Annotated in this window: 34 protein-coding genes; 6 read left to right on the plus strand and 28 right to left on the minus strand. The window is 34.9% G+C overall.

Features of this window, described 5'->3' with window-relative positions:
* Positions 1-54 precede the first annotated feature (54 nt).
* From pheA to ACJMLD_RS09225, 6 genes are all read right to left on the minus strand, one after another.
* Positions 55-858 carry a prephenate dehydratase gene (pheA, locus tag ACJMLD_RS09200; protein WP_405270768.1) on the minus strand — a complete coding sequence of 268 codons (804 nt, stop codon included), beginning with the start codon at positions 856-858 and terminating at the stop codon, positions 55-57.
* A 33-nt stretch (positions 859-891) separates the two neighbouring features.
* Positions 892-1,692 (minus strand): CBS domain-containing protein, encoded by an 801-nt coding sequence (locus tag ACJMLD_RS09205; protein WP_405270770.1) that lies wholly within the window; start codon positions 1,690-1,692, stop codon positions 892-894.
* A gap of 23 nt (positions 1,693-1,715) precedes the next feature.
* Complete coding sequence (locus tag ACJMLD_RS09210) at positions 1,716-2,651, minus strand: CBS domain-containing protein (protein WP_405270773.1); 936 nt, start codon at positions 2,649-2,651, stop codon at positions 1,716-1,718.
* Between the two features lie 62 nt (positions 2,652-2,713).
* Complete coding sequence (locus ACJMLD_RS09215; RefSeq protein ID WP_405270775.1) at positions 2,714-3,412, minus strand: 7-carboxy-7-deazaguanine synthase QueE; 699 nt, start codon at positions 3,410-3,412, stop codon at positions 2,714-2,716.
* The gene (locus ACJMLD_RS09220) at positions 3,409-3,927 is read right to left on the minus strand and encodes a 6-pyruvoyl trahydropterin synthase family protein (RefSeq protein WP_405270777.1); all 519 of its coding nucleotides are present in this window, start codon (positions 3,925-3,927) and stop codon (positions 3,409-3,411) included. The genes ACJMLD_RS09215 and ACJMLD_RS09220 overlap by 4 nt, the downstream gene beginning before the upstream one ends.
* On the minus strand, positions 3,927-4,517 hold the full coding sequence (locus ACJMLD_RS09225; protein WP_405270779.1) for a DUF366 family protein: 591 nt from the start codon (positions 4,515-4,517) through the stop codon (positions 3,927-3,929). The genes ACJMLD_RS09220 and ACJMLD_RS09225 overlap by 1 nt, the downstream gene beginning before the upstream one ends.
* A gap of 96 nt (positions 4,518-4,613) precedes the next feature.
* Here ACJMLD_RS09225 and ACJMLD_RS09230 point away from each other — a divergent pair, with 96 nt between their 5' ends.
* On the plus strand, positions 4,614-5,687 hold the full coding sequence (locus ACJMLD_RS09230) for a DNA polymerase subunit beta (RefSeq protein WP_405270782.1): 1,074 nt from the start codon (positions 4,614-4,616) through the stop codon (positions 5,685-5,687).
* Between the two features lie 17 nt (positions 5,688-5,704).
* Here the strand turns inward: ACJMLD_RS09230 and ACJMLD_RS09235 are convergent, their stop codons facing one another.
* Positions 5,705-6,238, minus strand: coding sequence for a GNAT family N-acetyltransferase (locus ACJMLD_RS09235; RefSeq protein WP_405270787.1), 534 nt, complete (start codon positions 6,236-6,238; stop codon positions 5,705-5,707).
* A gap of 86 nt (positions 6,239-6,324) precedes the next feature.
* On the opposite strand from ACJMLD_RS09235, the gene ACJMLD_RS09240 reads away from it, so the two are divergent.
* Together ACJMLD_RS09240 and cas4 are read left to right on the plus strand one after the other, a co-directional pair.
* On the plus strand, positions 6,325-7,803 hold the full coding sequence (locus tag ACJMLD_RS09240; RefSeq protein ID WP_405270789.1) for a sodium-dependent transporter: 1,479 nt from the start codon (positions 6,325-6,327) through the stop codon (positions 7,801-7,803).
* A 135-nt stretch (positions 7,804-7,938) separates the two neighbouring features.
* A complete protein-coding gene (cas4, locus tag ACJMLD_RS09245; protein WP_405270792.1) occupies positions 7,939-8,733 on the plus strand; it encodes a CRISPR-associated protein Cas4 in 795 nt (264 codons plus the stop codon).
* Between the two features lie 54 nt (positions 8,734-8,787).
* On the opposite strand, the gene ACJMLD_RS09250 is transcribed toward cas4, so the two are convergent.
* The 19 genes from ACJMLD_RS09250 to ACJMLD_RS09340 form a co-directional block, all read right to left on the minus strand.
* The gene (locus tag ACJMLD_RS09250; RefSeq protein ID WP_405270794.1) at positions 8,788-9,447 is read right to left on the minus strand and encodes a DUF5612 domain-containing protein; all 660 of its coding nucleotides are present in this window, start codon (positions 9,445-9,447) and stop codon (positions 8,788-8,790) included.
* 1 nt (position 9,448) lies between these two features.
* On the minus strand, positions 9,449-9,703 hold the full coding sequence (locus ACJMLD_RS09255; protein ID WP_405270796.1) for an energy-converting hydrogenase B subunit P: 255 nt from the start codon (positions 9,701-9,703) through the stop codon (positions 9,449-9,451).
* Positions 9,704-9,715: 12 nt separating this feature from the next.
* Positions 9,716-10,714: a respiratory chain complex I subunit 1 family protein gene (locus ACJMLD_RS09260; RefSeq protein WP_405270798.1), complete on the minus strand. Its 999-nt coding sequence runs from the start codon at positions 10,712-10,714 to the stop codon at positions 9,716-9,718.
* Between the two features lie 3 nt (positions 10,715-10,717).
* Positions 10,718-11,845 (minus strand): nickel-dependent hydrogenase large subunit, encoded by a 1,128-nt coding sequence (locus ACJMLD_RS09265; protein ID WP_405270801.1) that lies wholly within the window; start codon positions 11,843-11,845, stop codon positions 10,718-10,720.
* An 11-nt stretch (positions 11,846-11,856) separates the two neighbouring features.
* The gene (locus ACJMLD_RS09270) at positions 11,857-12,303 is read right to left on the minus strand and encodes an NADH-quinone oxidoreductase subunit B family protein (protein WP_292752669.1); all 447 of its coding nucleotides are present in this window, start codon (positions 12,301-12,303) and stop codon (positions 11,857-11,859) included.
* A complete protein-coding gene (locus tag ACJMLD_RS09275; protein ID WP_405270804.1) occupies positions 12,304-12,795 on the minus strand; it encodes a 4Fe-4S binding protein in 492 nt (163 codons plus the stop codon).
* Positions 12,796-14,202, minus strand: coding sequence for a 4Fe-4S binding protein (locus ACJMLD_RS09280; protein WP_405270806.1), 1,407 nt, complete (start codon positions 14,200-14,202; stop codon positions 12,796-12,798).
* 12 nt (positions 14,203-14,214) lie between these two features.
* A complete protein-coding gene (locus ACJMLD_RS09285) occupies positions 14,215-14,466 on the minus strand; it encodes an energy-converting hydrogenase B subunit J (protein ID WP_405270808.1) in 252 nt (83 codons plus the stop codon).
* Entirely contained in the window at positions 14,463-14,939 is a 477-nt protein-coding gene (locus ACJMLD_RS09290; protein ID WP_405270810.1) for an MnhB domain-containing protein, read from the minus strand. The genes ACJMLD_RS09285 and ACJMLD_RS09290 overlap by 4 nt, the downstream gene beginning before the upstream one ends.
* Entirely contained in the window at positions 14,936-15,217 is a 282-nt protein-coding gene (locus tag ACJMLD_RS09295) for an EhbH (protein ID WP_405270812.1), read from the minus strand. Before ACJMLD_RS09295 ends, ACJMLD_RS09290 begins: the two co-directional genes overlap by 4 nt.
* Positions 15,210-15,545, minus strand: coding sequence for a hydrogenase (locus ACJMLD_RS09300; protein WP_405270814.1), 336 nt, complete (start codon positions 15,543-15,545; stop codon positions 15,210-15,212). The genes ACJMLD_RS09295 and ACJMLD_RS09300 overlap by 8 nt, the downstream gene beginning before the upstream one ends.
* Positions 15,542-16,996 (minus strand): energy conserving hydrogenase EhbF, encoded by a 1,455-nt coding sequence (gene ehbF / locus ACJMLD_RS09305; protein WP_405270816.1) that lies wholly within the window; start codon positions 16,994-16,996, stop codon positions 15,542-15,544. The genes ACJMLD_RS09300 and ehbF overlap by 4 nt, the downstream gene beginning before the upstream one ends.
* Positions 16,989-17,375: a cation:proton antiporter subunit C gene (locus ACJMLD_RS09310; protein WP_405270818.1), complete on the minus strand. Its 387-nt coding sequence runs from the start codon at positions 17,373-17,375 to the stop codon at positions 16,989-16,991. The genes ehbF and ACJMLD_RS09310 overlap by 8 nt, the downstream gene beginning before the upstream one ends.
* Entirely contained in the window at positions 17,375-17,617 is a 243-nt protein-coding gene (locus tag ACJMLD_RS09315; RefSeq protein ID WP_405270820.1) for a DUF4040 domain-containing protein, read from the minus strand. Before ACJMLD_RS09315 ends, ACJMLD_RS09310 begins: the two co-directional genes overlap by 1 nt.
* Positions 17,610-17,954, minus strand: coding sequence for a cation:proton antiporter (locus tag ACJMLD_RS09320; RefSeq protein WP_405270822.1), 345 nt, complete (start codon positions 17,952-17,954; stop codon positions 17,610-17,612). Before ACJMLD_RS09320 ends, ACJMLD_RS09315 begins: the two co-directional genes overlap by 8 nt.
* A 74-nt stretch (positions 17,955-18,028) precedes the next feature.
* Entirely contained in the window at positions 18,029-18,295 is a 267-nt protein-coding gene (locus tag ACJMLD_RS09325; protein WP_405270824.1) for a hypothetical protein, read from the minus strand.
* Between the two features lie 45 nt (positions 18,296-18,340).
* The gene (locus ACJMLD_RS09330; RefSeq protein ID WP_405270826.1) at positions 18,341-18,655 is read right to left on the minus strand and encodes a monovalent cation/H+ antiporter subunit E; all 315 of its coding nucleotides are present in this window, start codon (positions 18,653-18,655) and stop codon (positions 18,341-18,343) included.
* Between the two features lie 249 nt (positions 18,656-18,904).
* Positions 18,905-19,627, minus strand: a complete 723-nt coding sequence (locus ACJMLD_RS09335; protein WP_405270828.1) for a metal-dependent hydrolase — start codon at positions 19,625-19,627, stop codon at positions 18,905-18,907.
* Positions 19,628-19,698: 71 nt separating this feature from the next.
* Positions 19,699-20,439, minus strand: a complete 741-nt coding sequence (locus ACJMLD_RS09340) for a succinylglutamate desuccinylase/aspartoacylase family protein (protein ID WP_405270830.1) — start codon at positions 20,437-20,439, stop codon at positions 19,699-19,701.
* 44 nt (positions 20,440-20,483) lie between these two features.
* Here ACJMLD_RS09340 and ACJMLD_RS09345 point away from each other — a divergent pair, with 44 nt between their 5' ends.
* The 3 genes from ACJMLD_RS09345 (at position 20,484) to ACJMLD_RS09355 (ending at position 24,584) form a co-directional block, all read left to right on the plus strand.
* Positions 20,484-22,406: an IGHMBP2 family helicase gene (locus ACJMLD_RS09345; RefSeq protein WP_405270832.1), complete on the plus strand. Its 1,923-nt coding sequence runs from the start codon at positions 20,484-20,486 to the stop codon at positions 22,404-22,406.
* Between the two features lie 241 nt (positions 22,407-22,647).
* Positions 22,648-23,826 carry an argininosuccinate synthase gene (locus ACJMLD_RS09350; RefSeq protein ID WP_405270834.1) on the plus strand — a complete coding sequence of 393 codons (1,179 nt, stop codon included), beginning with the start codon at positions 22,648-22,650 and terminating at the stop codon, positions 23,824-23,826.
* A 29-nt stretch (positions 23,827-23,855) separates the two neighbouring features.
* Positions 23,856-24,584 carry an NAD-dependent protein deacylase gene (locus ACJMLD_RS09355; protein WP_405270836.1) on the plus strand — a complete coding sequence of 243 codons (729 nt, stop codon included), beginning with the start codon at positions 23,856-23,858 and terminating at the stop codon, positions 24,582-24,584.
* Here ACJMLD_RS09355 and sfsA read toward each other — a convergent pair.
* Together sfsA and ACJMLD_RS09365 are read right to left on the minus strand one after the other, a co-directional pair.
* Entirely contained in the window at positions 24,531-25,274 is a 744-nt protein-coding gene (gene sfsA / locus ACJMLD_RS09360) for a DNA/RNA nuclease SfsA (RefSeq protein WP_405270838.1), read from the minus strand. The two genes, ACJMLD_RS09355 and sfsA, sit on opposite strands and share 54 nt — an antisense overlap.
* Positions 25,261-26,802, minus strand: coding sequence for an NAD(P)H-hydrate dehydratase (locus ACJMLD_RS09365; protein WP_405270840.1), 1,542 nt, complete (start codon positions 26,800-26,802; stop codon positions 25,261-25,263). The genes sfsA and ACJMLD_RS09365 overlap by 14 nt, the downstream gene beginning before the upstream one ends.
* Positions 26,803-26,839: the final 37 nt, after the last annotated feature.

Consider the following 26,839-nt stretch of genomic DNA (forward strand, 5'->3'; position numbering starts at 1 on the left):
CCTCCCTGAATTATTATAATATAATTTATACTATAACATTAATTTAAAGTTTACTTAAAGTTGTGGGTAAGAACCTAAAACTTTTAAAAAATAAGTTTTTTCATCGATTTCATTTATAATATCTTCAAAAATAGCATCCTTTCTATGGCCAATATAATCAATGAAAAATAAGTATTTCCCCAAACCCTTCTTAGAAGGCCGGGATTCAATTTTTGTTAAGTTAATCCCATTCTTTTGAAAAATTCCCAAAACATCATATAACGCTCCAGGCTTATCCTCATATATGGAAAAGATAATGGAAGTCTTATCAGCACCTGTTGGCTCGTGGTCTTCTTTTGAAACCACGACAAACCTTGTTTCATTATTATCAGTATCTTGGATATTATGCTTGAGAATTTCCAAATCATATATTTCCGCTGCTTTTGAGTTACCAATGGCTGCTTTGGTCTTATCTCCAATAATGCTTTTGGCGGCATTTGCAGTACTGATGGCATAATGCGGCTGAATTTTATTATGGCTAATGAACTCCTGACATTGAGCTATAGCCTGTGAGTGAGAGTAAACATCTTCGATATCTTCCATTTCAGTACCGGGATTTACAATTAAATTTTGATTAATTGGAATAATGATTTCTTTAAAAATCTTTAAATCAAATTTATGGGCTAAAGAATCCAATGTAATTCCAACAGGCCCTTCGATTGAGTTTTCAATTGGAACAACACCATATGAAGATTTTCCATTTACAACACTTTCCATAACTGCTGGAATTGTACAGTAGGAAATTAGATTATCCCCCATGATATTGGCAGCTTCATGGGTGAAAGTTCCCTTTGGTCCTAAAAATGAGATTAATGGCATGGTAATACCTTCAAAAAAATAAAAAAAAGATAATTAAGATTCTAATTTTTCAATTAGTCTTAATATATCAGTTTGTGTTATGATTCCAACAAGTTTGCCATCTTCAAGAACTGGCAGTCCATTGAATCCGGTTTCCATCATTATTTTAGAAACCTCAGATATTGACATTTCTTTTGAAACATAACACGGATTGGAAGACATGATGTCTTCAACTAAAACCTCTTTGATTTGAGATTTTTGATATTTTTCAGGAACATTTTTTCTAAAGTCAATGAATGCTCTCATCAAATCTTTTGAAGTAATCATTCCTACAAGCTTGTCGTCATCGACAACAGGCAATCTTCCAACATTATTATCCAACATTTTTCTTCTTGCATGAACAAGCCTATCAGTTGGATAAGCTTCAATTACCTCTTTTGACATTATTTCTTTTACAGCAATCTTATCAAATGCAATTCCAACAGCTAGAGTAACGAAATCGGCTTTTGAAACAATTCCAACCATTTCATCATCCCTCATGACTGGAACAGAACCTATTCCTTTTTCCAGCATTATTTTTGCTACCTCTGCCAATTGCATTGTTTCAGGTACTGTAATTACATCTTTAACCATTACAGATGAAATATGGAATCTTGATGCAGGCATATTTTCGGCTTTTGAAGACCCTAGCTTGTTTGCTATGTCCCTTTCAGAAATAATGCCAACCAATTCTTTATGATTAGTTACAGGTAAACGAGAAACATTGTGTTTACGAAACAACTTCAATGCATCAGAAAGATTTTGATCTTTGTCTACAGTAATTAAATCTTCAGACATCAAATTCTTAATTTGCATATTATCATCTCCTTATTATGTGTTTAGATTCTTTTAACTGCTCTTAAAATATCTCTTTCAGTTATAATTCCAACAACAGCATCGTTTTTAACAACAGGCACTCCACCAATATTTTTTTCTGCGAACAATTCGCACAAGTCACCAATGACCATATTCGGTTCAACGGTTATTGGGTCTTTGACCATGATTTCAGAAATTGTTGTTTTTAACACGTCGGTTGCTAAATTTGAATTTAAATGATCGAATAGTTCTTTTGCATTTAAGAATCTGATAACATCAGTAGAGGTTAAGATACCTAATAATTTTTTAGCTGCTTTAGAAATGTCTGCTTCACCACCGACAATTGGAATTCTTCTTAAACCGTTTCTTACCATGATTTTGCATGCACCTTCAAGAGGAGTTCCTGGTGTGGTAGTGAATACTTTAGCACTCATGTAATCTTGTACAGTTTCTTTACCAGCCATACCCGCTAAGGATAAAGCAATATCTCTTTCAGTTACAATACCTGCGAGTTTATCATCAGCATCAATAAGAGGTATAGCACCTAATTGGTGGTCTAACATACATTCAATAGTTTCACCAATAGAAGCTTTAGTAGATAGAGTGATTAAATCACGGGTCATAATCTCTTTAACTGGTTCATTAATAGCTGCTAGGAAATTATCTTCATATTTTTTCTCAATAATGTTGAATTTTTTTCCTCCACCAAAGAAATCTAATATATCCATTACTGTTACAATACCCAACAATTTACCAGAACCAGGATCTGTGATTGGTAATCTTCTGAATTCATGTTCCATCATTACTTTTGCAGTATCCTTGATAGATTTGGTTGGAGGGATTGACACAACATCTTTGGTTGCGATAGCCATTATGTCCCCTTCTCTATCGTGAACTTTTGTTTCGTGTTCAACTGCACCTGTATTTGATTTTCTATTAATGGATGTTTTATCTTTCATTTTCACACCTCTAATTTACAATCGCTATCAAAAAAATAAAATCAAAAATATTAAAAACAAAATTACTCAATATCCAAAATTTTATGGATTTGAGGAATGGTGGAAACTTCAAAATATTGCCCAACAACTTCGGAAAACTCGAATAATTTATAATTAATGTTTTTCCATTCTCCTAACGGACTAGAAGGTTGGATAATTATTTTAAGGTTGCTTTTGCTTGAAATATTCTCTGATAATTTTTCAACTACCCCTTTAAATGACTTTATTTTTGTTGATGGCAATATAACTACTTTACAATATACATTTATGGACTTCGCCATTAATAAATTTAGTGATTTAATCTCATTTAAAAAAATTTCTTGATTAAAATCGCCATCAAAATGCTCTGGCAACTTAATATCTAAAGAAACAATGTCTAATTTATCAATCAAATCAATATTGTCCGGTAAAGTCCCATTGGTTTCAAGCATGATATTCAAATTAAAGTTTTTGCTGACTTCATTAATGAAGTCAGGATATAAACTCGGTTCACCTCCAGTAAATGAAATGGTCTTGCAATCAGGAGTTAAAATTCTGTTAATTTCTTCTGAAACTTTTTCGGGGGTCATTAACTTTCCTGATCTTTCGGATTTACTATCATTGGTGTCGCAATAATTGCAGTTTAAGTTACATCCTGCAAAACGTACAAAAATCTGTCTTTCGCCGACTAATAATCCTTCACCTTGAAAAGATGAAAAGATTTCAATGACTGGAGCTTTCATTTTATATCTGCCCTGTACATCGCTCCTTGACCAATTCCCTCATTAACGCAAATGGAAACATATTCAAGATTGTCATAATCTTCTGATAGCTTCCTGGCTAATGATTCAGCAAAGAATTTGGATAACTCTTCTGCTGAAGTATAGGGAAGAGGCAAAAATACACAATCTACTGAAGGCAGGGAATATCCCTTACCGTCAATCTTCAAATATACTGTCAATTCCTTTTTCAAATCAAAAATCGAATCTTTACTCTTATCAAAGTTTTTAATGTCAATCAGTTCATTGTAGACAGGAATCAGCATTCTGTGGTCCAATTCGTCGCACATCGCTTTAGTGTATTTTTTAACATCTTTGAAATCGACTACAAAATCAAAATCTCCGGCTCGCTCACCTTCAATTTCAACATCGACAAAATAAGAATGACCGTGAATATATCCGCAAGACTCATGGCCCGGGATAATGTGAGCTGAGGAGAACCTTAAATTAGATTGAATACCGTTAATTAATATTTTCATTATAACACCTTGGTTTTACTTATATCATTTTCAATTGTTTCCAATTCATCGATAAATATAGTTACAGTTTCGTTGATTAAATCCAGCAAATTATCCTTGTTGAATATTTGCCTATCATTTGCTTTAATATCAAATAATCCTATTGTATCCACATCATCAGGAGTGCCCTTATCCTCTATGTTAAGCGCAAAATGGATTTTTGCAGAGCTTAATGAAACACTGGCTATTGAAATGGATAACTTTCTATCTTCAACAAAGATATCATCACCTTCCCTTTTAGTCTGAATTCCATATTCAGTTAAGATTTCTCTAAAAATCATTACGAGAAGCCTTTGTCTTAAATAGGCAATCCTCATATTCGGAGGCTGCTGGTCAAAGAATTCGCAAATGAAATTGACCATATAATTGGATTTGATTTCTAAACCCACATCTGCAAAATCTTTTAAGTTATCTGGAGTAATGTTAACCGGACCAATCCAAGTAATGATTGAAGAACCGTAAATTCCAAACTCCTGGAAAGCCCATGACGGATTGATTTGACTTCCATCATATTCAAATATTTCATCAACATGCTTATGAGTTATAGTCATAAGTTATTATTAGATACTACTTAATATAAATAATTAATTTAAAATCAAAAATTAATTTAAGATGTAAATTAAAATACTATTCAAGGAGACAATACCATGGAACAAGTAAGAACAAGAGACTTTATTTACACAAGCGATGATTTATACTTCGCATCAACAAATTACATTCACCCAGAAAACCGAGTGATTTCATTTTTAAGATATGTGCCCGACCCTAATGGAGACCGTGAAAAGGACGGTAAAAGATACAGGAAAGTGGGCTCTGAAGAAGCTTATTCATATCTGAGGGAAAACCACCCTGATTACTTATACTTCAGCGATGTGACTAACGTTGAAATGATGGGCGTTCCATTGGATAAGGTCGTAAGAATAATCAAACCTGAAATGAGACTTTTAGGCCTTAAGGAGACCTTTGAAAGCGGAGGAGAAGTCAAAAACCCAGAACTGATTGCAAAACTGATGGATGTTGCTGACTTTTTCCATTTCATGGCAGACATTCCATATGACCATCTTGGAATTTCAGGATCCATCCTGCCGGGCCTTCAAAAAAGTGATGTATCCGACCTTGACTTTGTCGTATATGGTCTTGACAACCACAGAAGGGCAATAGCTGCATTTAAGGAACACAGAGGAAAAGAGGTTTATATCAAAGAAGTTGACAAACACATTACCGTTGAAGGAATCACCAACGACTACTGGGATTTCGTATACGACAAAAGGATGTTTGATGAAAGCCTTACCAAAGAGGAATTCAGATGGTATGAAAACAGGAAAGCGAACAGAGGAACAATCAACGGCACCCTCTTTGATATTCTGGCCACTAAGGACTACAATGAGATTGAAGGAACCTGGGGAGATACCGTATACGAACCTCAAGGAATCGCCCAAATCGAATGTGACATTGTAAGTGCACTTGGAGCATTTGACAATCCTTCACTTTATACAATTGAGAATGTAAAAGTCCTAGACGGTGTTGAATTTCCTTTGACTGAAGTAGTTTCATTCACACACACTTATGCCGGCGAAGTTATTGACGGCGAACATGTAATAGCTAAGGGAAAAGTGGAAAAAGTCATTATCAATGGTAAAGATGATCATTATAGATTGGTGGTTGGAACTACCCGTGAAGCTATTGACGAGTATTTGAAACTTAAGGAAAGCCCTGCTTAATATTTTTGAATAAAGGATTAATTTCCTTTTTTTATTATTTTTTCAAATCTGAACATTCCTTCTTCTAGTGAGAAATTATCTATTGGATTTTCTAAATCTTGATGTTTATCATTGAAAAACTCTATAATATGAAATCCTAATTTATTTAAATAGAAATGAATATTCCTTTTATCAAAATAGGGAGTGCAAGTTTCCCATATTTCAGTGTTAGGATATATTTTTTCTAATTCATCCCAAATTAACTGTCCTAATCCTTGATTTTGAATACCTGCTTTTACAAATAAGAAATCTAAATGATTATGATTTGTTTTTTCATTAATTGTGACAACAGCCCCACCGAGAATTTCATTGTTTTGATTAATGAGTTCGAAAGCATGACTATCCTCTCTTTCCAAACATTCATCAATGTCATTTTCAGGTAAAACCAATTCTTCACATTTGCCGTACACTGACTCATATCCCTGCTGAAAGGCCTCCTGCAGATATTCTTTAAACAAGAATATATCTTCATCCCTCAATTCGATGATTTCCATTTTTTCATTCAATAACATCAAATATACTCTTAAATTAATGGCATATAAAGTAATATTATTTAAACCTTAAACACAAATATAGTAATATTAAATAATGTGATAAAATGACAGAGACTAAAAAATCAGAATGGAATAGTAATTTTGCATTTATGATGGCGATGATTGGTTCCGCTGTGGGTCTTGGAAACATTTGGCGTTTCCCGAATGTCCTATACTCTAACGGAGGAGGATCATTCATGATTCCTTATATCGTTTCATTATTCCTTTTAGGAATTTCATTTGTTTTGGTGGAATATGCTGTCGGATTCAAATTCAAAAGGTCACTTGCAAGAATATTGTTTGCAGTAAACAAAAAGCTGGAGCCCGTAGCATGGTTCATTCTATTGATTGTATTCCTGATTGCGACATATTACGTTTGTGTTGTTGGATGGGACTTGATTTACATATTCTTGAGCTTGACAAAAGCTTGGGGATCAAATCCAGATTTATTCTTTGCAAATAATGTCCTGCAAGCAACAGATTCAATATCCGGAATATTTACAATAGTTCCGATGGTATTTGTATCCGTTTTTGCAATTTGGTTTATGGCTTGGTTTATTATTAAAAGAGATTTGAATGACGGTATTGGTAATGTAAGTAAAGTTTTATTACCTGTGCTCTGTTTAATTGTTGTTGGTATTGTTGCATTTTCCTTGACATTGCCTGGCGCATCAACTGGATATACACAAATATTCACTCCAGATTGGTCAGCATTAACCAATTTGGATGTGTGGCTGGCGGCATTTGGGCAAATCATATTCTCCTTAAGCTTAGGTATGGCTATTGCTATGACCTATGCCAGCTATTTGCCGGAAGGCTCTAAATTGGTTGACAATGCAATAATCGTAGCATTTTCAAATTCCGGATTTGAAGTATTCAATTCAATTGGAACATTCTCTATTTTAGGATTTATGGCACTGACTACAGGAATTCCATTTAACGACCTTGTAACTGAAGGAACAGGACTTGCATTTGTTGTTTTCCCACAAGTATTTAATATAATGGGAGATGTTGCATACATTATTGGACCATTATTCTTCATATGCATACTATTTGCTGGAATTACATCACTAATTGCACTTCTTGAAGGAGTTTGTTATTCAATTTCTGAAAAATTCCTCATTGAACGTAAAAAGACCGCTACAGCAGTTTGTATTGTTGGATTTTTAATTTCAATCCTATTTACCACAAGTGCTGGAAGTACAATCCTAGGAGTGTTCGATGCCTACTTAAACAATTTCGCATTGCTGTTCGCAATACTTCTTGAATGTATAATCTTTGGTTGGATTTACAAATTTGATGACTTGATTGAAACATTGAACAACAATTCGACAATAAAAGTCGGCAAAACCTGGAAAACAGTCATCAAATACATTTTACCTATCTGTATCGCTGGCCTTTGGATTCAGGGAGTGTTATCCACAATTTCAACTGTAGATAGCTTAAGTGCTACAATCATGTTGATATTGACAGTCGTGTTGATAGTGGTTCCTATTATCTTTGCAAAATTGCCTGCAATAAATGAACATTACTACGATGCTTAAAATTTACTTTAAATAGCTAAATTACTAGCTATTTACTTTTTTTATTTTATTTAAAAGAATTTACGCCTTTTATAACTTCTAAATATTTATATCATTAATTTTAAAGTAATATTAGTTAATTTTAGAGGTTATTACATGATGACTATATCTTCAATAAAAACACATATGTACTGTCCGATGAAACTCTACATCCAAAATCATATTGATGTAGAAGAAAACAAAGATTATCAGCTTTCAATTGAGATTAAAAAGTTAAAAATAGACATTCAGGATTTGATTCAGAAAAACATGCGTAAAATCAAAAAGGAAATGAGTTTGACTGAAATTGAAAATATCCTATCAGAGAACATCGACTCATATATTGAAAGTACAACAGATGCAATCAAATCAATGAGATTGATGATTGGAGATGACAAGATTAATGAGATAATTGATGACACCTATTTCAACATCAAAATCAGAGCAGCTAAAGTAAAACGGGCAATGGCAATATTGGATAAGAATGCTTTCGAGATAATTGACATGTTCTTTCCAAACTGCATGTATTCCTACCTGTTAAAAGATTCAGGGCTTGAATTGATTGGAATGTGCGATAAGATTGAGATTATTGACGGCAAATACTATCCTGTAGCCATTAAAAGTTCAAATCCTCCAATTAAAGGAGTTTGGGATCAAGATGCAGTTGAGTTAGTGGCATATGCAATACTTCTTGAAGAGGAGTTTGACACAGAAGTCTTTGTTGGATTTGTTGATTATGAAAAAATAGGCGACAGAAGACCTGTTGTGATGGATGTCAATCTCAGAAAAGCATTGTTTGATGTGATTCGTGAAGTCAAAGAAATAACTGACAATAAGAGACTTCCTAATGTTAAAATGAATGAGAAAAAATGTGGAAAATGTGAATACAAAGATATTTGTATAAAAAATTAATAAAAATAGAAGGGAGTTATTAAAATAACTCCCCTATATGTCCATAAACATTATTTAAAATTTAATATTATCGCCTAATCTTTCGATGTCAAAAACAGCGGTATCCGCGATTGCCATTACTGCCAGAACACCTGCTTGAGTTGGATCAGTGATAATCAAATCAGCATATTTGGTTACACTTCCAGGCATATTAAGGGAAATCACAATCAAATTGCTTTCATTTTTAACTTTTTTGACGGCTTCGGTAATCTCTCCGCCCATGAGCGAACCTGCCAAAACCAAAGCGCTTACACGAGGCAATCTTGAAATGGCTTCAATTGCCTCGGCTAAATTCTTTTCGCCGACCAATGGAATTGTGTCTATACTAATACGCTCACCACGTATATTATGCCTATCTGCTTCGGTAATTGCACCCATCGCCACCTGAGACACCTGCGCTCCGCCACCAATGATGATAATACGTTTTCCATAAATGTCAAGCTGTGAACCATGTAGTTCAACCGATTTTATTTCAGGAATTCCCTTCAAATCTGAAACCAATTCATCGATGTCTTCAACATGTTCAAGTTCCAGATTAATGGAGCCGACATTATTCTTTTCAACGAAAAGATGAACATAACTAATGTTGGCACCATGATTGGTGATAACATCAGTAATATCATCCAATACGCCTTTTTTCTCATCAGCTTTAATAGTTAATGTATAATCACTCATTTTATGGCCTTACTTTATCTAATTCTGCATGTGCCCTTTTCCACATGCTCAAATAATTATCCTCTTTAGTAACAGGGATTACTTCAAGACCTAATTCCCTATGTTCTTGAATCCACTCTTCATGAAATACAGGTATTTCAATTTTTATTGGTTCGGAGGTTTTATTTACAACTATTAAATTTCTGTAAGGAAAATCCCACTCAACAATGTATCCTCCAAGACTCACCATGTGATACGGTCTCATAACAAATTTCATAAATAATTCCTCCTATAATAATCCAAGTACGATTGCTAATACTCCAAGTAATGTAGCGCCTAATATTGTAGGCAACAACTGTCTATTTGTAAATACCGGGCTGAATGCTGATAAGATTCCCATCAGGAATACGAATATCAATGCAACGGCAATATTTACTAAAATTCCCACTGAGAATATGTTTGGTGGAATTCCAATGAACAATACTGAAAAGACACATCCAAGTACGAACATGAAAAATCCTCTTGTAAGATAGACAATTGATCTGTATTTTGCAGCATATTCCATATACGGTCCTTCAATCACATCGGACTTTGCTTTGATTATTGAAAATGGATATTCATTCAGTATAATCATATATCCGATGAAGAATACAATAGCTGCGATTCCACCGGCTACGGTAAACAAGAATGGTCCATGCAATTGTTGATATGCAACAATATCTTTTAAGTAAATGCTTCTAGCCGCAGTTACCGGAGCAAATAATGCCAGATACAATGGGAAAGAACCGTATGTAATCATTCTAAGAGATCTTTTTGCACTTATATCTTCAACAAATGACCTTTGAACATTCAAATGCGCTCCACCTTTTACAAGGTCCGGGAACGGCATTCTTAAAGACATTACGGACTTGGACAATGAACCCATTAACACATAACAGATTTCTTCCACTTTCAAGAATCCAACAATAGCCACTAAACTTGCAAGTGCCGGAATTTGATAAGCTTGCGGAGTTAATGTAACAAAAACACATAAAACCACAATAAAACAGATGATTGGCAATGCTTTGTATAATTTAGGAACAGGAGATGAAATCTCTACATTTTCCTTAAACATGAATTTCAATGGAGCCATAATTCCTGGAGAAATTACAAGCGGTCCGATTCTTTGCTGAATTCTAGCATGAATATATTTTCTCTCAATTCCTGGAAGCAATGTTGAAATTACAAAACAGACTATCACTGTAAGAATTACTGCAAGAACTGAATTTATTGCTGTACTTTCAAACATGATTTACCTCCTGATTATTTCAATTGCTCTGTCTGTACAAGTAAAACAAGGGTCACATTGTACAATACATAATTGGGCATCTGTGATTTGATCTCCAATACATGCATATTGCATTGCACCAATATTTGCCATTGATGGAGTTCTTATTACACAGTGCCTTACTCTTCCGCTTTCAAGCGCATAGGAATGATACAAAGTTCCTCTTGGAACTTCAATGTAACTTTCAGTTATATCTGTATCAACCATTTCCCAGTCATGATTGACCAGTTTACCTTCCGGAATATTCGCAATAGCTTGTCTAATGAGTTTTATTGATTCAAAAGACTCTAATGCTCTCATCAATAAATTAGATTTTACATCGCCATCAGGTTGGGTGACTACATTAAAATCAAAATTATCATATTCAAACATGGTTGTTCTTAAATCTCTTGCAACACCGGTAGCCCTCAAGGTTGGTCCGGTAACTGCCAATTCGATAGCTTGCTTTTGTGGCAATACACCAATTCCGGCAATCCTTGACATTACGATTGGGTCTGCTGTAAATCTGTTGGCAAAATCTGTAAGGCCTTCTTCTATTTTATCCATATCCTCTTTAAGCCTTAATATTTTTGCTTCATCCAATTCACATCTTGGCCTTACTCCTCCCAAGACTGAACAGCCATATTGTACTCTGTTTCCCCCAATCATTGCAAGCAGTTCCATCACTATCTCTCTTAAGTAGAACATTCTCATTGAAAAGGTTTCATGAGACAACACTTCACAGCCGTGAGCCAAATACAAGAAATGTGAATGCAAACGTTCAAGTTCACTCATGATTACACGAATATACATAGCCCTTTCTGGAATTTCAATGCCTAAACCCATTTCGGCAGTTCTGCATGAATTCCATATATGTGCATTAGAACAGATTCCGCATATTTTTTCTGTAAGTGAATTAGCCTTTTGAACTGGAAGTCCTTCCATGATCCTTTCAATACCCCTATGATTAACACCAATAGTTATTTCAGCTTCTTGAACTATCTCATCTTCTACAAAAAACCTTACCCTATATGGCTCCAATGCAGCGGGGTGAACTGTACCCATTGGAATTTCAGTTTCAATAATATCGCTTCTTGGTACTTTCTTATCCATTTAATCCCCTCTCAGTCCGCATCTAATAATGTAGGTAAAAGTGATACAACTCCAGCCAAAACATCTTGAGGCCTTACGGCACAACCAGGAACCTTTGCGGCAACCGGTATAATATTTTCAACTGGTCCTTCAATCTCTTCGGAAGGAATGTCACCATAACAATTCTTATAAACACCACCCATTAAAGCACAACTTCCTGCAGCTACAACCAATTTCGGATTAGGTATAGCTTCATAAATTTTCTCTAATGGTTTCCTGTTCAAATGTGTAACTGGCCCTGTTACAACCAAAACATCGGCTTCACGAGGATTCCAAGTTAAGAACACATTATATTGCTCAGCATCAAATCTAGGTGATAATATGGAGTTTACAATTTCAATGTCGCATCCATTGCACCCACCGGTATAAACCAGCATGACATGTATTGCTCTTGCTCTTGAAAATGACTTAATTCCCATCTAATCACCTTCCTCTCTATTTTTTAATACAGTATTGTCTGACAAATACTGTGCAATAATCTTAAGTTTATCATCAGATATCTTAAATGGTTGATCAAGGAATTCGGAAATTTCAACTTCCTGATCGCCAACACAGCTTGGGTGTACAGTTCCTTTTTGCCCATACAATGAAAATATTGGGCAGAAATCATGACAATAATAACATACCACGCATTTTTCAAGATTAATTTCGGGTACTTTATCTTTAGTCCAATTATCTGTTAATTTAACAGGATTTGCTAATGGTTTCATCTCAATTGCCCCTGTCGGACAAACATTAGCGCAACCAGAACACCCAATGCAAGCTTTTTCATCAACTCTATCATCTACCTCAACTGAAAGTGTGGATATCTGTCTTCTAAGTTCCATATCCGTAACCCTATCAGCTGCAAAAAAGATTCTTTTAAAGTTGGTGAAAGCTCCTTCCAAAGCTATTCTAATTAAATTTCTCATTTAAATACCCTCTATTGAATCTTTAAAATTTCTCTCGAATAAAAATGCTCTTGCAGGACATGCGTTTTTACATGCTCCGCAGTAGGTACATTTTTCTTCATTAACTATGAATTGACCATCAACTTCATCGATTGCATCATATGAACAGGTCTTGTGACACAATCCGCAGTGCATACACAATTGCTGCTCAATGAAATTAAATCCATCTTTAATCTCATTCTTATACATTGTTGATTTTGGAATAGCATCAACTGGACAGTGTACTGCGCAATTTTCACATAAGATACATTTATCCAAATCAACGGATATTGTTCCCCTATGCAATGTAATTGCCTCTTCCTGACAGACTTCAACACAAATTCCACAGCTTATGCAATCATCAGTGACTTTTCCATCCCATGTGCGTGTCATGTATTGGCGTGCACCAACTTCATCACAAACTTGCGCACACTTACCGCAGGATACGCAGAATCCTGCCAATGTAGGCAATTCCTCATCATTAAACTCGTCATAGATAAACATCTCATCGTCTTCGCGTAATGTGTGAACTGGACATGAGCTGACTGCAATTTCGTGAGTTGTATTTTCAGTATCGCATGAAGGGTCATATCTTAATTTACCATCGACGTTTTTATGTGAATCATTTTCACATAAATCTGCACATAATCCGCAATTTAGACATGAAACGATTGAACCGTTAGGTTTCTGATTTAATTTATTGATAATAATCTCAAAGTCCTCGACAGAAATTGCATTGTTAGGACATGCCTTCATACAATTAAGACAAAGTGTACATGAGGTCTTATTTACGATTTGATATTTGTTCATTGACTCATTTGGACAAACATCGCTACAAATCCTACATTCCCTACAAATTCCTTCATCTCTATCAATTTTAACATGAATGGCGCCTGTTGGACAATATTCCTGGCATCTTCCACAGAAAATACATTTCTCTATGTCAGTTCCGAAGTAACTTCTTGTAACCTCTTTGACTTTGCTTTCAGTTTTGTGCGGAACATCATCTAAAGGAGGATATAATATTTTCAAGGACTCAATCAAATTAAGTTGTTTATCCTTTTCCATTTCATATCCATCAACACGATTCGGACAGGTTTCAGCACATACGCCACAGCGGGAACAGATACCATAAACAATTCCATCTTCAATTGTAATGTTGTTTGTAGGACAATTGTACATACACATTCCACAGCCATTACATTTGGCTCTGTCTACAACATATCCTCCATAGCTGTTTTGGAATATTGCTCCATTAGGACAGTTTTTATAACATATTCCACAAGTAAGACAGCTGAAAGCTCTACCATTGATGAATTTAATAGCTTTTGTAGGACATTGTTTTATACAATCTCTTTTTCCTTCACATGTATTAGTTGTTAAAAACATTATAAAAACTCCTTATTTACTCCTTGCAAATAGTAGTTGACCTACAAAAATTCCTATTGCTGCAGATAAAAATGCTGTAGAAATTGGCACATCTGTGTAAAATGGAAAATTGCCAGATTGCCATGCTACGAGAATTACTGCAATAAATATCACGGCAAATGACGCAGTAGTGAATTTTGCATCACTAACATTAAGTCTAATCTGAGATCCAATAATTAAACCTAATATCAATCCGAATATTATTGGTCCTAAACTTATCATCATTCACCCTCCTCGACTAGTTTCTTAAATCCTGCAAATGCAATAACAATTGAGGATAAACCTGCAAATACCTTTAAACCTACAAATATATTGAGGTATGGAATAATACCTGCATTTGTTACATCAGGATAGTGGAAAACAGTTTGAATTGCTGCCGGAACCACATTCAACAAGTCTGTTCCGAAATTGTATAAGTAAAATCCACCAACAAACAAACCAATCAATCCAAAGATTACGAATCCTAACGCACCTATAGATTCAAAGACTTCAATATACAAATGGGACAATTCCAATGGAGAGTTGCCTAATCCATAAACAATAACGGACAATATGATTCCACTGGCTATCATTGCCCCTCCTTGGAAGCCTCCACCAGGAGTGATGTGTCCTCCAAGGATAGTCATTATACCTAAACAAATTAAAAGGATTGAAATTGGTAAAGATATCAATTTTAAAATTACACTTCCCTGACTCATTGTTTATCCCCCAATAATCCTCTACCAAATATAAGTAAAACCACTAAACCAGCAGTTAGCAATATAATTGACTCACCTAATGTATCATATGCTCTGAAATCAAAAATAACCACAGTTACAAGGTTTGGAGCTATCTGAGTTCCCAAAGCATTATAAATATTACTTACACCAGGGTTAATCATGTTACTTAAATGAAATACTGCATCAAACAAAGTAACAGAAAATATTGCTGCGAGCACTGCTGCAATTAAACTGCGAATTGTTGCTTTATCAGACAAGATTACCACCCCAGTACATGAATACAACAATAATTGAAAGTGTTATAACTGCATAAAATATCATCTTTTCCAATGAATCTTCCTGTTCGATTTTAAATTTAGGAATAAGTGGAATATTAGAAATCAGAACAATTGCCAATATGAATGTCACCAAACCTGCAAGCAAAACATTAACGTGCCTTAGCAATATTGCTGATAGAACTAATGACACAATCAGGAATATTTCAGCTGTAATACTGCCAGAAACATCCGCATTGGTTACAGGACCTGGTGAAAACAATTTTTTGAATTGCTTTACAACATCAAATATCTGATCATATAGCTTCATAATATCCCTCCTACAAAGTTAGAAATTCCATTTACGACCACATCTGGGAATAAACCTAAACCTATGACAAGAATCAGCAATATTCCCATTGCAAAAATCATTGCACGAGGAACTTCTTTACCTTCCACTTCCAATTCTTTTGGTTTTGGTCTTAAAAACATCACATAGAATGTTTTTACAAATACTACAAATGTAGCAATACTTACCATAATGGCCAAAATAGATATTTCAGGGAATCCGCAGCTTAAAGATGCTTGAACAAGCATTAATTTAGATTGGAATCCGCTTAATGGAGGCACTCCTGCCATCGCCAGACCAGCAATCAAAAGCATAATGCTTACTTTTGGATGATATGCTAAAAGCCCTCCGAGCTTGCGTGTATCCACTTCATTTGTCGCATTAACTATTGCACCAAAACCGATGAATAACAATGCAGTGATAATTATTTCGTTTAACGCTTGGAACAGACCTGCGGTTATTGCATAGTTAGTTCCAAGACCTATACCTAAACCGATGAAACCAAGTTCACCAACAGCTAAAAATCCAATCATTCTTCTGAAGTCTGTTTGGGTAAGTGCAAGAGAGACGCCCAATATCATAGCCAAGATAGAGAAGAATACTATGAGAACTTCAAATATTGGCAATGCAGAATAGATTCTATGCATAATCAATACGATTGAAATCATGGATATGACTGTAAATGATTGAAGCAATGCTGCTCCATGAGGTTCTGCCTTTGAATAGATTCCAGATTTTATAGTATGGAAAGGAGGTAGCCCGGAGGCATATAACCAACCAAAGAATATTAATCCGAGTGAAGTTAAAAATACTGGAGAGGTAGCATCAACAAAACCCCTATGAACCGCAGCGGCAATATCAGTAACGTTTACACTACCAGTCAAAGCCAATAGGAATCCGATTCCTAAAAGCATTATTGGAGAACCGATTGACCCTAAAATCATATATTTTAAAGCCATTTCATAACTGTAATCAATTGAAGAAGCTGCAACAATACCTACCTGCGCAAGTGCTAATATCTCGAAAAATACAAACATGTGGAATATATCATCAGTCAATAGCATTGCAGTAACTGCAGCCGTACCTAAGAACAATAAGAATAAATATGGTCCTGAAACTTCCTTATATTTAGTTAAATAAATGAATATAACTAAAAATGTTAAAAGACCCACCATTGCTATGAATATCTGTTGTAGGAAAGTAAATGAATATGTAATTGCAGGATGATATACGAAACTTGTCACATTATCCAAAATAGGCTCATATCCGCCAAAGTAATGCAATCCATAATTAGATAACAACGGAATCAACGGAAGACAAATTGCTACAACAAATGCAAAAATCTTTGTTGCCTTATTGAACTTTGAAAATGCACTAATTATTAATGCAGCCATCAAAGGAACAATAACCATAAGCGGAATTAATTCATTCATTGTATTCCTCCTGTTTTGATGTATCTGCCAACATTACTTTTGTGCTTAAAGTACCATATCTTCTATAAAGAACCATTACTAAAGCAAGCATAACGGCCAAAGTACTTGCACCGATTACAATACTGGTAAGTACTAATCCGAAAGGCAATGGGTAAGCGGCATTTGCGGCAAACCATGATGTGTCCATTCCAGGCATTATAATAGGTACAACACCTCCAGGTTTGTAACCAATGGCAACAATGAACAGATTAGCACCTTCTTCAATAAAACTAATACCAATTATCTTTTTTATGATATTATCAACGAAAATTGCTGAGTAAAGCCCAATAACGACTAAAGCAGCTGAAGTTAACAATATCGCAAGTTGTGTTTGTGCCATTAGCTATCCTCCCTCTGAGTTTTCTGTACAGCCAAAGCAATAAATACAGGAATGATTGCCGCACCCACAATTGCCTGAGTTAGAGCCACATCCGGCGCCAGCAATATCTGGAAGAGAACTGCAAGAGCTCCGCCTGAAAATCCTGTCAAGATTGCTGTCTTTAGTAAATCTTTCTGAATAAGAGCAAGAATTGCACTTAAAACTATAATCAAACATAATACAAACTCTAACATCTTACTCATCCTCGTCAATCTCTAATGTAGTAACTGAAAATCTTTCATCCGCTTTAAGTTTCTCTGAATTTTCGCTCTCTAAAGCTTGCATTTTCTCTTTCGGATGGAAAAACGGATGATTTTCATCTACTTCTACTTCAACATTCTGTAAATCTAAATTATTTTCCCTATCTTCTTTTTTCCAATAAGCATTAGCTATTGCATGTGCTATAAATGGCGCTAGAACGAAATAAATTCCGGCAAGCAAATATTGTCCTATTGCAATCATTGCAATAATGCATGCAACATCAAAAATACCTACAATGTGGATTCTTGCATAAACAACATTCTTTGTGTCTTTTCCCAAACTAAGGAAACCAATTGCAGAAATTATGGTTAAAATAGCCGCTATAATAAGAAGGGCTGATTGAATATATTCTATCATTCATCATCACCTCCCAAAACAACAGCGAAAGCAATTGTACCTACAAAACCAAAGAATATTAAAGCTAATGATATATCTCTAAAGAATTCAAGATTATACAAATCACCGACAAGCAGCAATGCTACAGCAAAAGCGTTGACTACAACAGAGCTTCCCAAAAGCCCCATTGATGTGGATTTATATGCACTTGCCCTTAAAGCAGCCAGCATCATTATCATTAATGCAAAAACCACAATATATTCTGAAATAATCAATATATCCATACTATCTCACTCGAATTTTTTTACTTGAGAAAATGTGGAGTCTCTCTATTCCAACATTTTCTTTATATACTTTTCAAAAGGAATGATATCCTCTTTACTTCTTGGAGAAATAGCAGCTACTTTGATAATGTTATTTTCACTGTCCAAATCAACAGACAAAGTACCAGGAGTTAAAGAAATACTATTTGCTAAAATTGTCTGTGAAACCGGTCTCTCTAAAACGGTTTCAATGTCAACAACTATAGGATCAATATTTCTCCCCATAATCCCATTAAATGCAACATCTATTGTTGATTTAATGATTTCATAAATAAGGTCTAAGAAATAAATAATTCCATAACCAATTCTAGTCAAAAACATTAAACAAGCTCCATTTCATTATTTTAATAACAGTCAAAAAATTGACTATATAATAATATTATTATTTATCATGATTATTTATTATAAATGTATGCATTTTTTTAAAAAATATGATTAATTAGCAAATTTTTATTAAAAAAATTTCCAAAAAAATTAAATGAACAGTCCTGTATCGAAATAATGAAAATAAAGAAAAATTTAAACTTTAAATTAAAATTAGATAAAAATGTTGATAAATAAAAAAATAACCTAAACAATACTACTTAAAGTGACATACACATACTTTTCAAATAGATTAAAAAGAACTGGCGTATGGATTATTATAGCCAAAACAATTAATACAAATGTTATGGTTAATCCAAAGTTTTTATAGACCTTTTTTGAAGAAATTGGGGCAAATATCTTAATTCCAGCTGGCGTAAATGAATCAAGAACAATATGTGAAAATACCCCTAACAATAATCCTAAAACAATTTCAATATATGAAAAATCAGCATTTGGAATTATAAATAAGCTTATGAAGAATATTGGGAGAAAAATCATTAAAAGTTTCCTATTTAAAAACAAAAAGCTTATAAGTGCGATTAGTATCGCCATTAACAAATATTGATTATTGAGAGGCGTCACGCCAAGAATTAACTCCAGAGCCCAGATTAATACTAGGCTAACTGCCGAAGTTAGTGTTAAAACCCCAAAAAGCGAATGTGTAAAACTACGATGTTCCGAAAAATAGAACGTGACACCTAGAAATACAATAATCAACCCTACGTAATAAGGCAATTTAAGTATATAAAGCGAAATGAACAATAATAACCCCAAGATAATCATCTTATAGACATTTTCCGTTTTGAATTCATGATCAAAATCGGGAATATTTGCACCAATTAAGGTTAAAGCAATCAACAGAGGATTTTGAAAAAACATGCACGCGAGTATGAATGCAAATATCGAATGTCCCTTGTAAGACGACACTTAAATCACCTTATTTAAAGTATTAACATTAATTAATAAAAATAGCTAATCCGAGAGCATTTGAAAAGTAATCAAATTCCAAAATAAGACAAGAAACTTTCCATCTGCAGATACGATTTCTCAACAGTGCCTTTACCAACACTAGCAAAAGGACATAAAACTTCAGCGGTAATTGATGGAATGCCTTTCAGATTACAAACATCCTCAATGGCCCCTTTATAAGAGGAACCCGCATAATCAAATGGGATTAATTTGGAACCAACATCCCTAGATACATAATTGGCCATTAAAAAACTTTCAGGGCTTGGAGATTTAGATGAAAAAATAGATTCGAATCCGGGAGTGCTGTTGCGAGCGGTCGAATGAAAATCACCGACGAAATTAATGTCTAGCTCTTCGATTTTTTGAATTATCAAGTTGCTTAATGAATTTTTAATATGAGCTGACCTGTTCAAATCCATTGAATTGAAAGTCCTTTCATTCATCATTGTAGATTTTGGAGCTGCAAAAGGTATAAAATATATTGTATTAAACAAATATGCATTGATTAGATTATTCAATAATTTCACATTTGCAATTTGAGGAGGCAACTCATTTCCATGAATGCCCGATAAAATCAAGATTTTATTGCCACCAGTTCCCAATTTGAAGATTGGTGTTCCAAAAACAGATTTTTCTAAGATTAATTGAGTGAGACCATTCAACTCCAATTGTTCAAGGAGATTGGCATTTCTGGAAATATATCCTCCAGAAAAATTAGAGATATAATCAAATTCTAAATTGTCAAACCCCTCAATTTTTTTAAAAACCATAATTAATTATACATTAAAACTCTTATTTAAAAATAAGTATGAAAATGAAAAAATATATTAAAAATTTAATCAGGCTTGTTAATTATGAAAGGGATGCCGAGATTGACCTAATGACCCATGAAATAAGCACAATGTCAGGTCAAAAAAGGGAAGAGCTTGGAAGAGCCATCAATAAGGTCAAAGGGAAATACGTCGGTAAGGAATTGGGTCTGCAGATTGTTCAATTCGGAAGGTCAGAAACAATCGATACTGAAATTTCAGTCGGAGACATGATTTTAGTAAGCACAGACAATCCTTTAAGAAGTGATTTGACTGGAACTGTTACCGAAAAAGGAGCCCGATTCATAAAAGTGGCTTTTGACAAGAAAGTTCCAAAGTGGGCTTTGAAAAAGAAAGTTCGACTCGATTTATATGCAAATGACATCACATTTAGAAGGATGGAGGATAATTTAAATCATTTAAGCCTACAGGGAAAAAATGCTCTTGAATACATGTTAAGTGATAGGAATCCAAAGAAAAACAGGTCCACCCCCTACATTTCTTACATTGATCAATCCTTAAACAAATCACAAAAATCAGCTGTTGAAAATGCGCTTTCATGCGAAAACTTCTTTTTGATTCACGGCCCATTCGGTACCGGCAAGACAAGAACATTGGTTGAGTTGATATCACAGGAAACAAGACAGAATCATAAAGTGCTTGCAACAGCCGAAAGCAATGCCGCCGTGGACAATATTCTGGAAAGATTAATGGAAAATAAAAAGTTAAACTTGACAAGACTTGGACATCCCCAAAGAGTTTCAAAACACAATATCACACAGACTCTAGCTTATAAGGTTGAAAATCATGACCTGAATGAAAAAATCAAGAAGCTTCATAAAAAAATTGACAAGTTGATAGAAAAAAGAAGTGTCCATACAAAACCAACTCCCCAATTCAGAAGAGGTCTGAAAGACTATGATATCCTGTATAATGCTTCTAAAGGAAAAGGCGGGCGAGGAATAAGTCCTGATAAAATGAAATCCATGGCCATGTGGATTCAAATTAATCAGGAAATTGATGAGGCGCACGATGAAATTAAGAGAATTGAAAATAGGATGATAAAAGATATTGTAAATAACAGTGATGTTATTCTTGCAACAAACTCCTCTTCAGCCTTAGAATCAATTGCCAGAGTAAATTTTGATGTTGTAATCATTGATGAAGCTTCACAAGCTACAATTCCAAGTATTTTAATTCCAATTGCTAAAGCGCGTAGGTTTATACTTGCGGGAGACCACAAGCAACTTCCTCCAACAATCATTAGTGAAAAAGCGGGAGATTTGGAAAAAACGTTATTCGAAGAACTAATTAAAAGGTATCCGTTTAAATCCCAATTATTGAACATCCAGTATAGAATGAACAGCTTGCTTATGAAGTTTCCAAACAAGGAATTCTACAATAACGGTTTGAAAAGTGATTCCAGCGTTGATGATATAACAATTAACGATATTCTTGGCTGCGACTATGATGAAAAAGCATTGCTCTTCATTGATACGTCCGATGTTGACGACAATAAGGAAAATCATTTGAAAGATTCCAAATCAATTATAAATAAACTAGAAGCTAATATCTCCGTCAGTGTTGCTAATGATTACCTGCAAGCCGGAATTGATGCAGAAGATATCGGAATAATAAGCCCATATGCCGACCAGGTCAAACTGATTCAGGAAAGAACACCTGTCGAAGTTAAAACGGTAGACGGATTTCAGGGAAGGGAAAAAGAAATAATTATAATCTCAACCGTAAGAAGCAATGACAATGGAAATATAGGATTTTTGAAAGACTTGAGAAGATTGAATGTTGCAATAACACGAGCGAAGAGGAAATTGATAATAATCGGCAATAAAAACACTTTAAGAACAAACCCCACCTATGCCAGACTTATCGAATTTGTTGAAAATGAGAACTTATTGATTAAAATTTAGGTATACCTAAACTTTTATATACTATGAAGACCAACTATTAAATAAGTATGAAATATACTTAGTCCATAACTCTTAATTGAGGTGAATTTTTCTAAACTCCATATAACTTTCAACCTCAATTAACCCCTCAATTAAGAGTTCTTCTTCTGCCAACTATTTTTAAAATTATAAATAGTATTAAAAATATAAAACTATTATTGAATACTTATTCTTATTTAAAATTATTTAACGGTGATTAATTATGACTGACAAAGTAGTTTTAGCATTCAGCGGAGGGTTAGATACCTCTGTCTGTGTTAAATTATTAGAAGAAAAATACGACGTGGAAGTAATTACTGCATGTGTAGATGTTGGACAAGGCGAAGAAGAAATGGAAAAAGCAAAAACCATGGCATCCAAAATCGGTGGATTAAAACACTACAACATTGATGCCAAAGAAGAATTTGCAAACGAATACATCTCACGTGGAATCAAAGCAAATGCTGAATATGAAGGATATCCATTAAGTACCGCGCTTGCAAGACCATTAATTGCACAAAAAATCATTGAAGTGGCTGAAAAAGAAGGAGCAACAGCAATTGCACACGGCTGTACCGGAAAAGGAAATGACCAATTCAGATTTGAAGCGGTTATCCTTGCAATGTCTGATTTGGACATCATCGCACCAATCAGAGAAATGAACTTGACAAGAACTGAAGAAAAGGCATATGCCGAATCAAAAGGTATCGAATTAAGTTATGATAAAATCTACAGTATTGACGAAAACCTTTGGGGAAGAGCAATTGAAGGAGATGTTCTGGAAGACCCTGCAAACGAACCTCCTGAAGACATTTATGAATGGACCAAATCATGGCAAGATGCAAACGACGAACCAGAAAAAGTATCCATTGAATTCGAAGAAGGAGTTCCAGTAGCAATAAACGGCGAAATGATGCCATTGGTTGAATTAATTAAAAAAGCGAATGAAATTGCAGGAAACAATGCTATCGGTAGAGTGGATACCATTGAAAACAGAATGATTGGCCTTAAAAGTAGGGAAATATATGAAACCCCTGGTGCAAAATTGTTAATTGCGGCTCACCAAGCTTTAGAAGAACTGGTTTTAACCACTGCTGAGTTAAGATTTGCCGAATACATGTCAACACTTTATGCTGATTTAGTATACAGCGCACTCTGGCAAGAGCCATTAAGAGAAGACATCGACCAGGCAATTGACAAGATGCAGGAAAGAGTAAGCGGAGAAGTCGTGATGAAACTGTTCAAAGGTTCCATCCAACCAATCGTAAGAAAATCTCCATTCAGCTTACACAGCATTGAACAGATTACCTTTGAAGACAAAGAAACCGAGCAAAGCGAAGTTGAAGGTATGATTAAATACCATGGCCTTCAAGCTAGAAATTTCCAAAAATTAAACAGATAGCTTTCAAGCTATCACCTTTACTTATTTTTATGTCAAAAATTAACCAACTGCAAGAAATTATTGACTCCTCAGACAATATCGTGTTTTTTGGTGGAGCTGGAGTATCGACAGAAAGCGGAATTCCAGATTTCAGATCCGAAAGCGGAATTTTTAAAAGTCTAGAAAAATATGGAGACACGCCAGAGAACCTAGTTTCACACAGCTATTACCTAGACCATACAGAGGAATTTTTCAATTATTATAAGGATAATCTTGTTTTTAAAGATGCCGAGCCCAATCCTGCTCATTTAAAACTTGCTGAACTTGAAAAGGCAGGAAAACTAAAGGCAGTTATCACACAAAACATTGACGGATTGCATCAAAAAGCAGGAAGCAAAGAGGTATTGGAACTTCATGGAAGCATCCACAGAAACTATTGCCAAATCTGCAATAAGGAATATGGCCTGGATTACATTTTGGAAAGTGACGGCATTCCAAGATGTGAATGTGGCGGTGTTGTAAAACCCGATGTTGTATTATATGAAGAGCCGTTGAATAATGCAATTTTAAGTTTTTCTATAGATTATATCCAAAATGCAGAAACATTGATTATTGGAGGAACTTCCCTTGTCGTTTATCCAGCAGCAGGACTTATAAACTATTTCAGAGGAAAAAATCTTGTTTTGATTAACAAAAGCGAAACTCCTTATGATAATCTTGCAACACTAGTCATCAACGATGCCATCGGAGAGACTTTGAGCCAAATCAAAGTCGAGTGATTCAGGAATTAATTCAATGCCCTCCAACTGATTATCGCATCTGTAAACCAATATTTCAACACCCTCATCATAAGCTTCATTTAGAGTTTGGCTAAATGCAGGATCGTTTTCCCAGTTCGGTCTGAAGGACTTGCCGACTGGATGTTGTATCAGGAAAAATACTACACAACGATTGCCTTTCTTTTTAAGTTCTATCAATTCTTTCAAGTGTTTTGATCCACGTTCTGTTGGCGCATCCGGAAATCTTGCTTCACCATCAACAATCAATGTTACACCCTTGACTTCAACAAAACAGGGTTCAGTTAAAAAGCTCATTCCACAGCAATCATCCTCTTCATTTGCCAGGTATATGTCAATTCTGGAGTTGCCGACCGTTTTTTCCCTTTGATGATAAGAATAACCATAAAGCTCCTTAATTTTACCATCAACTATAGCATCATAAACGATAGTATTAGCTTGCTGTGAGTAAAGAGACACCAAGACGTTTTTATTCTCAACAAAGTGAAGTGAATATTTGGTTTTTCTATTTGGATTGTTGGACGGTTCCAGCCAAACAACTGCATCTTCAACAAGAAGTTCCTTGCACCTGCCGGTATTCGGAACATGAGCCAATTCCAATTTCCCATCGACTTCCACTTCTGCTATGAATCTGTTCGGTCGATTTTTAAAGATTCCCTTAACATAATCCATTTTTAATCACATTTCCAATATAGGATACCAAATCAGTTGCTGAAAATCCGTTTCCTTTATCCTTAAACGCCTCATCACCTGCAAGGCCGTTGATAAAGACTCCCAAACTGGCTGAATCAAAAGCGTTTAGGCCTTGTGAAAGCAAACTTGTAGCGATTCCCGCTAGTGCATCACCTGTTCCGCCAACAGTCATTCCGGCATTTCCGCTTCTATTTATTTTGAATTTGGTTTTTGATAAAATCAAGTCATATTGCCCTTTGACAACTACAGAACCGTTAATTTGGCGAGTGATTTCTTGGAATTCTGCAATATTCTCATCGACTTTTGAAAAATCATAAGAATCAATATCCAATCTTAAATCCTTATCTACTTTAAAGATTGATTTGAACTCAGAGATGTGTGGTGTTAATATGACATCCTCACGATTCTTAATCAATGAAATTTCAACCTGTTTTAAGGCATCGGCATCTAAAACGATAGGTTTTTTGATTTTTGAAACCAATACATTGAATAATTTAGAGGTATCGTCATCAATTCCGGCACCAGGACCTATTAAAACTGCATCCATATCCTGAGCGGCCTTTAAAATGTCATCGACATGACTAAGTGATAATTTATCTCCCTCAAGAGATTTGACAATCAAATCCGGAGAAGTTGATTTGATGGCCTCGGCTGCCTTTTCAGGTGCAATTACATAAACCAAATCTGCACCAGCACCAATTGCTGCCATTCCTGCAATGGCCGGAGCTCCTGCATAATCCTTATTTCCGCCAACAACCAATACCTTGCCGTTGTTTCCCTTGTGTGATTTTGGACTTCTATTTTTAAGCCTTAAAAAATCGCCGAAATTTACAAAGTATTCCGCTTCAAGAGGAATGCCTATGTCTGCTGTTACAAGACCGCCGACATCCTCTTCATCGGCATCCCTAACACCAGTCTTTATTTTGTGGAAACTTATTGTATAATCGGGAATTACTGCCAAATCATCGACATCACCAGTTAAAGGATCCATTCCTGATGGGACATCGACACTGATTTTTATTCCCTTTGATTCATTTATGATTTCAATAGCTCTTCTAATGTTAGTCTGTAGGTTTCCTTTAATTCCAGTTCCCAAAAGTCCATCAACAATGATGAATTCTGACTCATTGCTTTTTGCAACTTCGCAGCTGTTAATGTCTTCCAATGTCTTTAGATTAAAAATGTTCAACCTTGACAAGCGTGGCTTCATATTTAACAGTATTTCAAGATTGGTTTTAGCATCACGGGAGTGGATATTGTCCTTTAACATGTAAATGTCAACATCATACCCCCTATTTAACAGGTAACGTGCTGCAACAAATCCATCACCACCATTTCCCCCCGAACCAGTGAAGATAACTACCTTTACTGGTTTAGAAAATGTATAAACTGCAATTTTACCTACTTCTTCAGCTAGAGACTTTCCAGCGGATTCCATTAAGCATAGTCTTGATAAACCTAAATATTCGCAATTATGGTCTGTAACCATCATATCAATAGGATCCAAATTATCACCTTAAATTAAAATATAAGTATCTAATATA

It is taken from the genome of Methanobrevibacter sp., assembly GCF_045112895.1.
Lineage (GTDB): Archaea > Methanobacteriota > Methanobacteria > Methanobacteriales > Methanobacteriaceae > Methanocatella.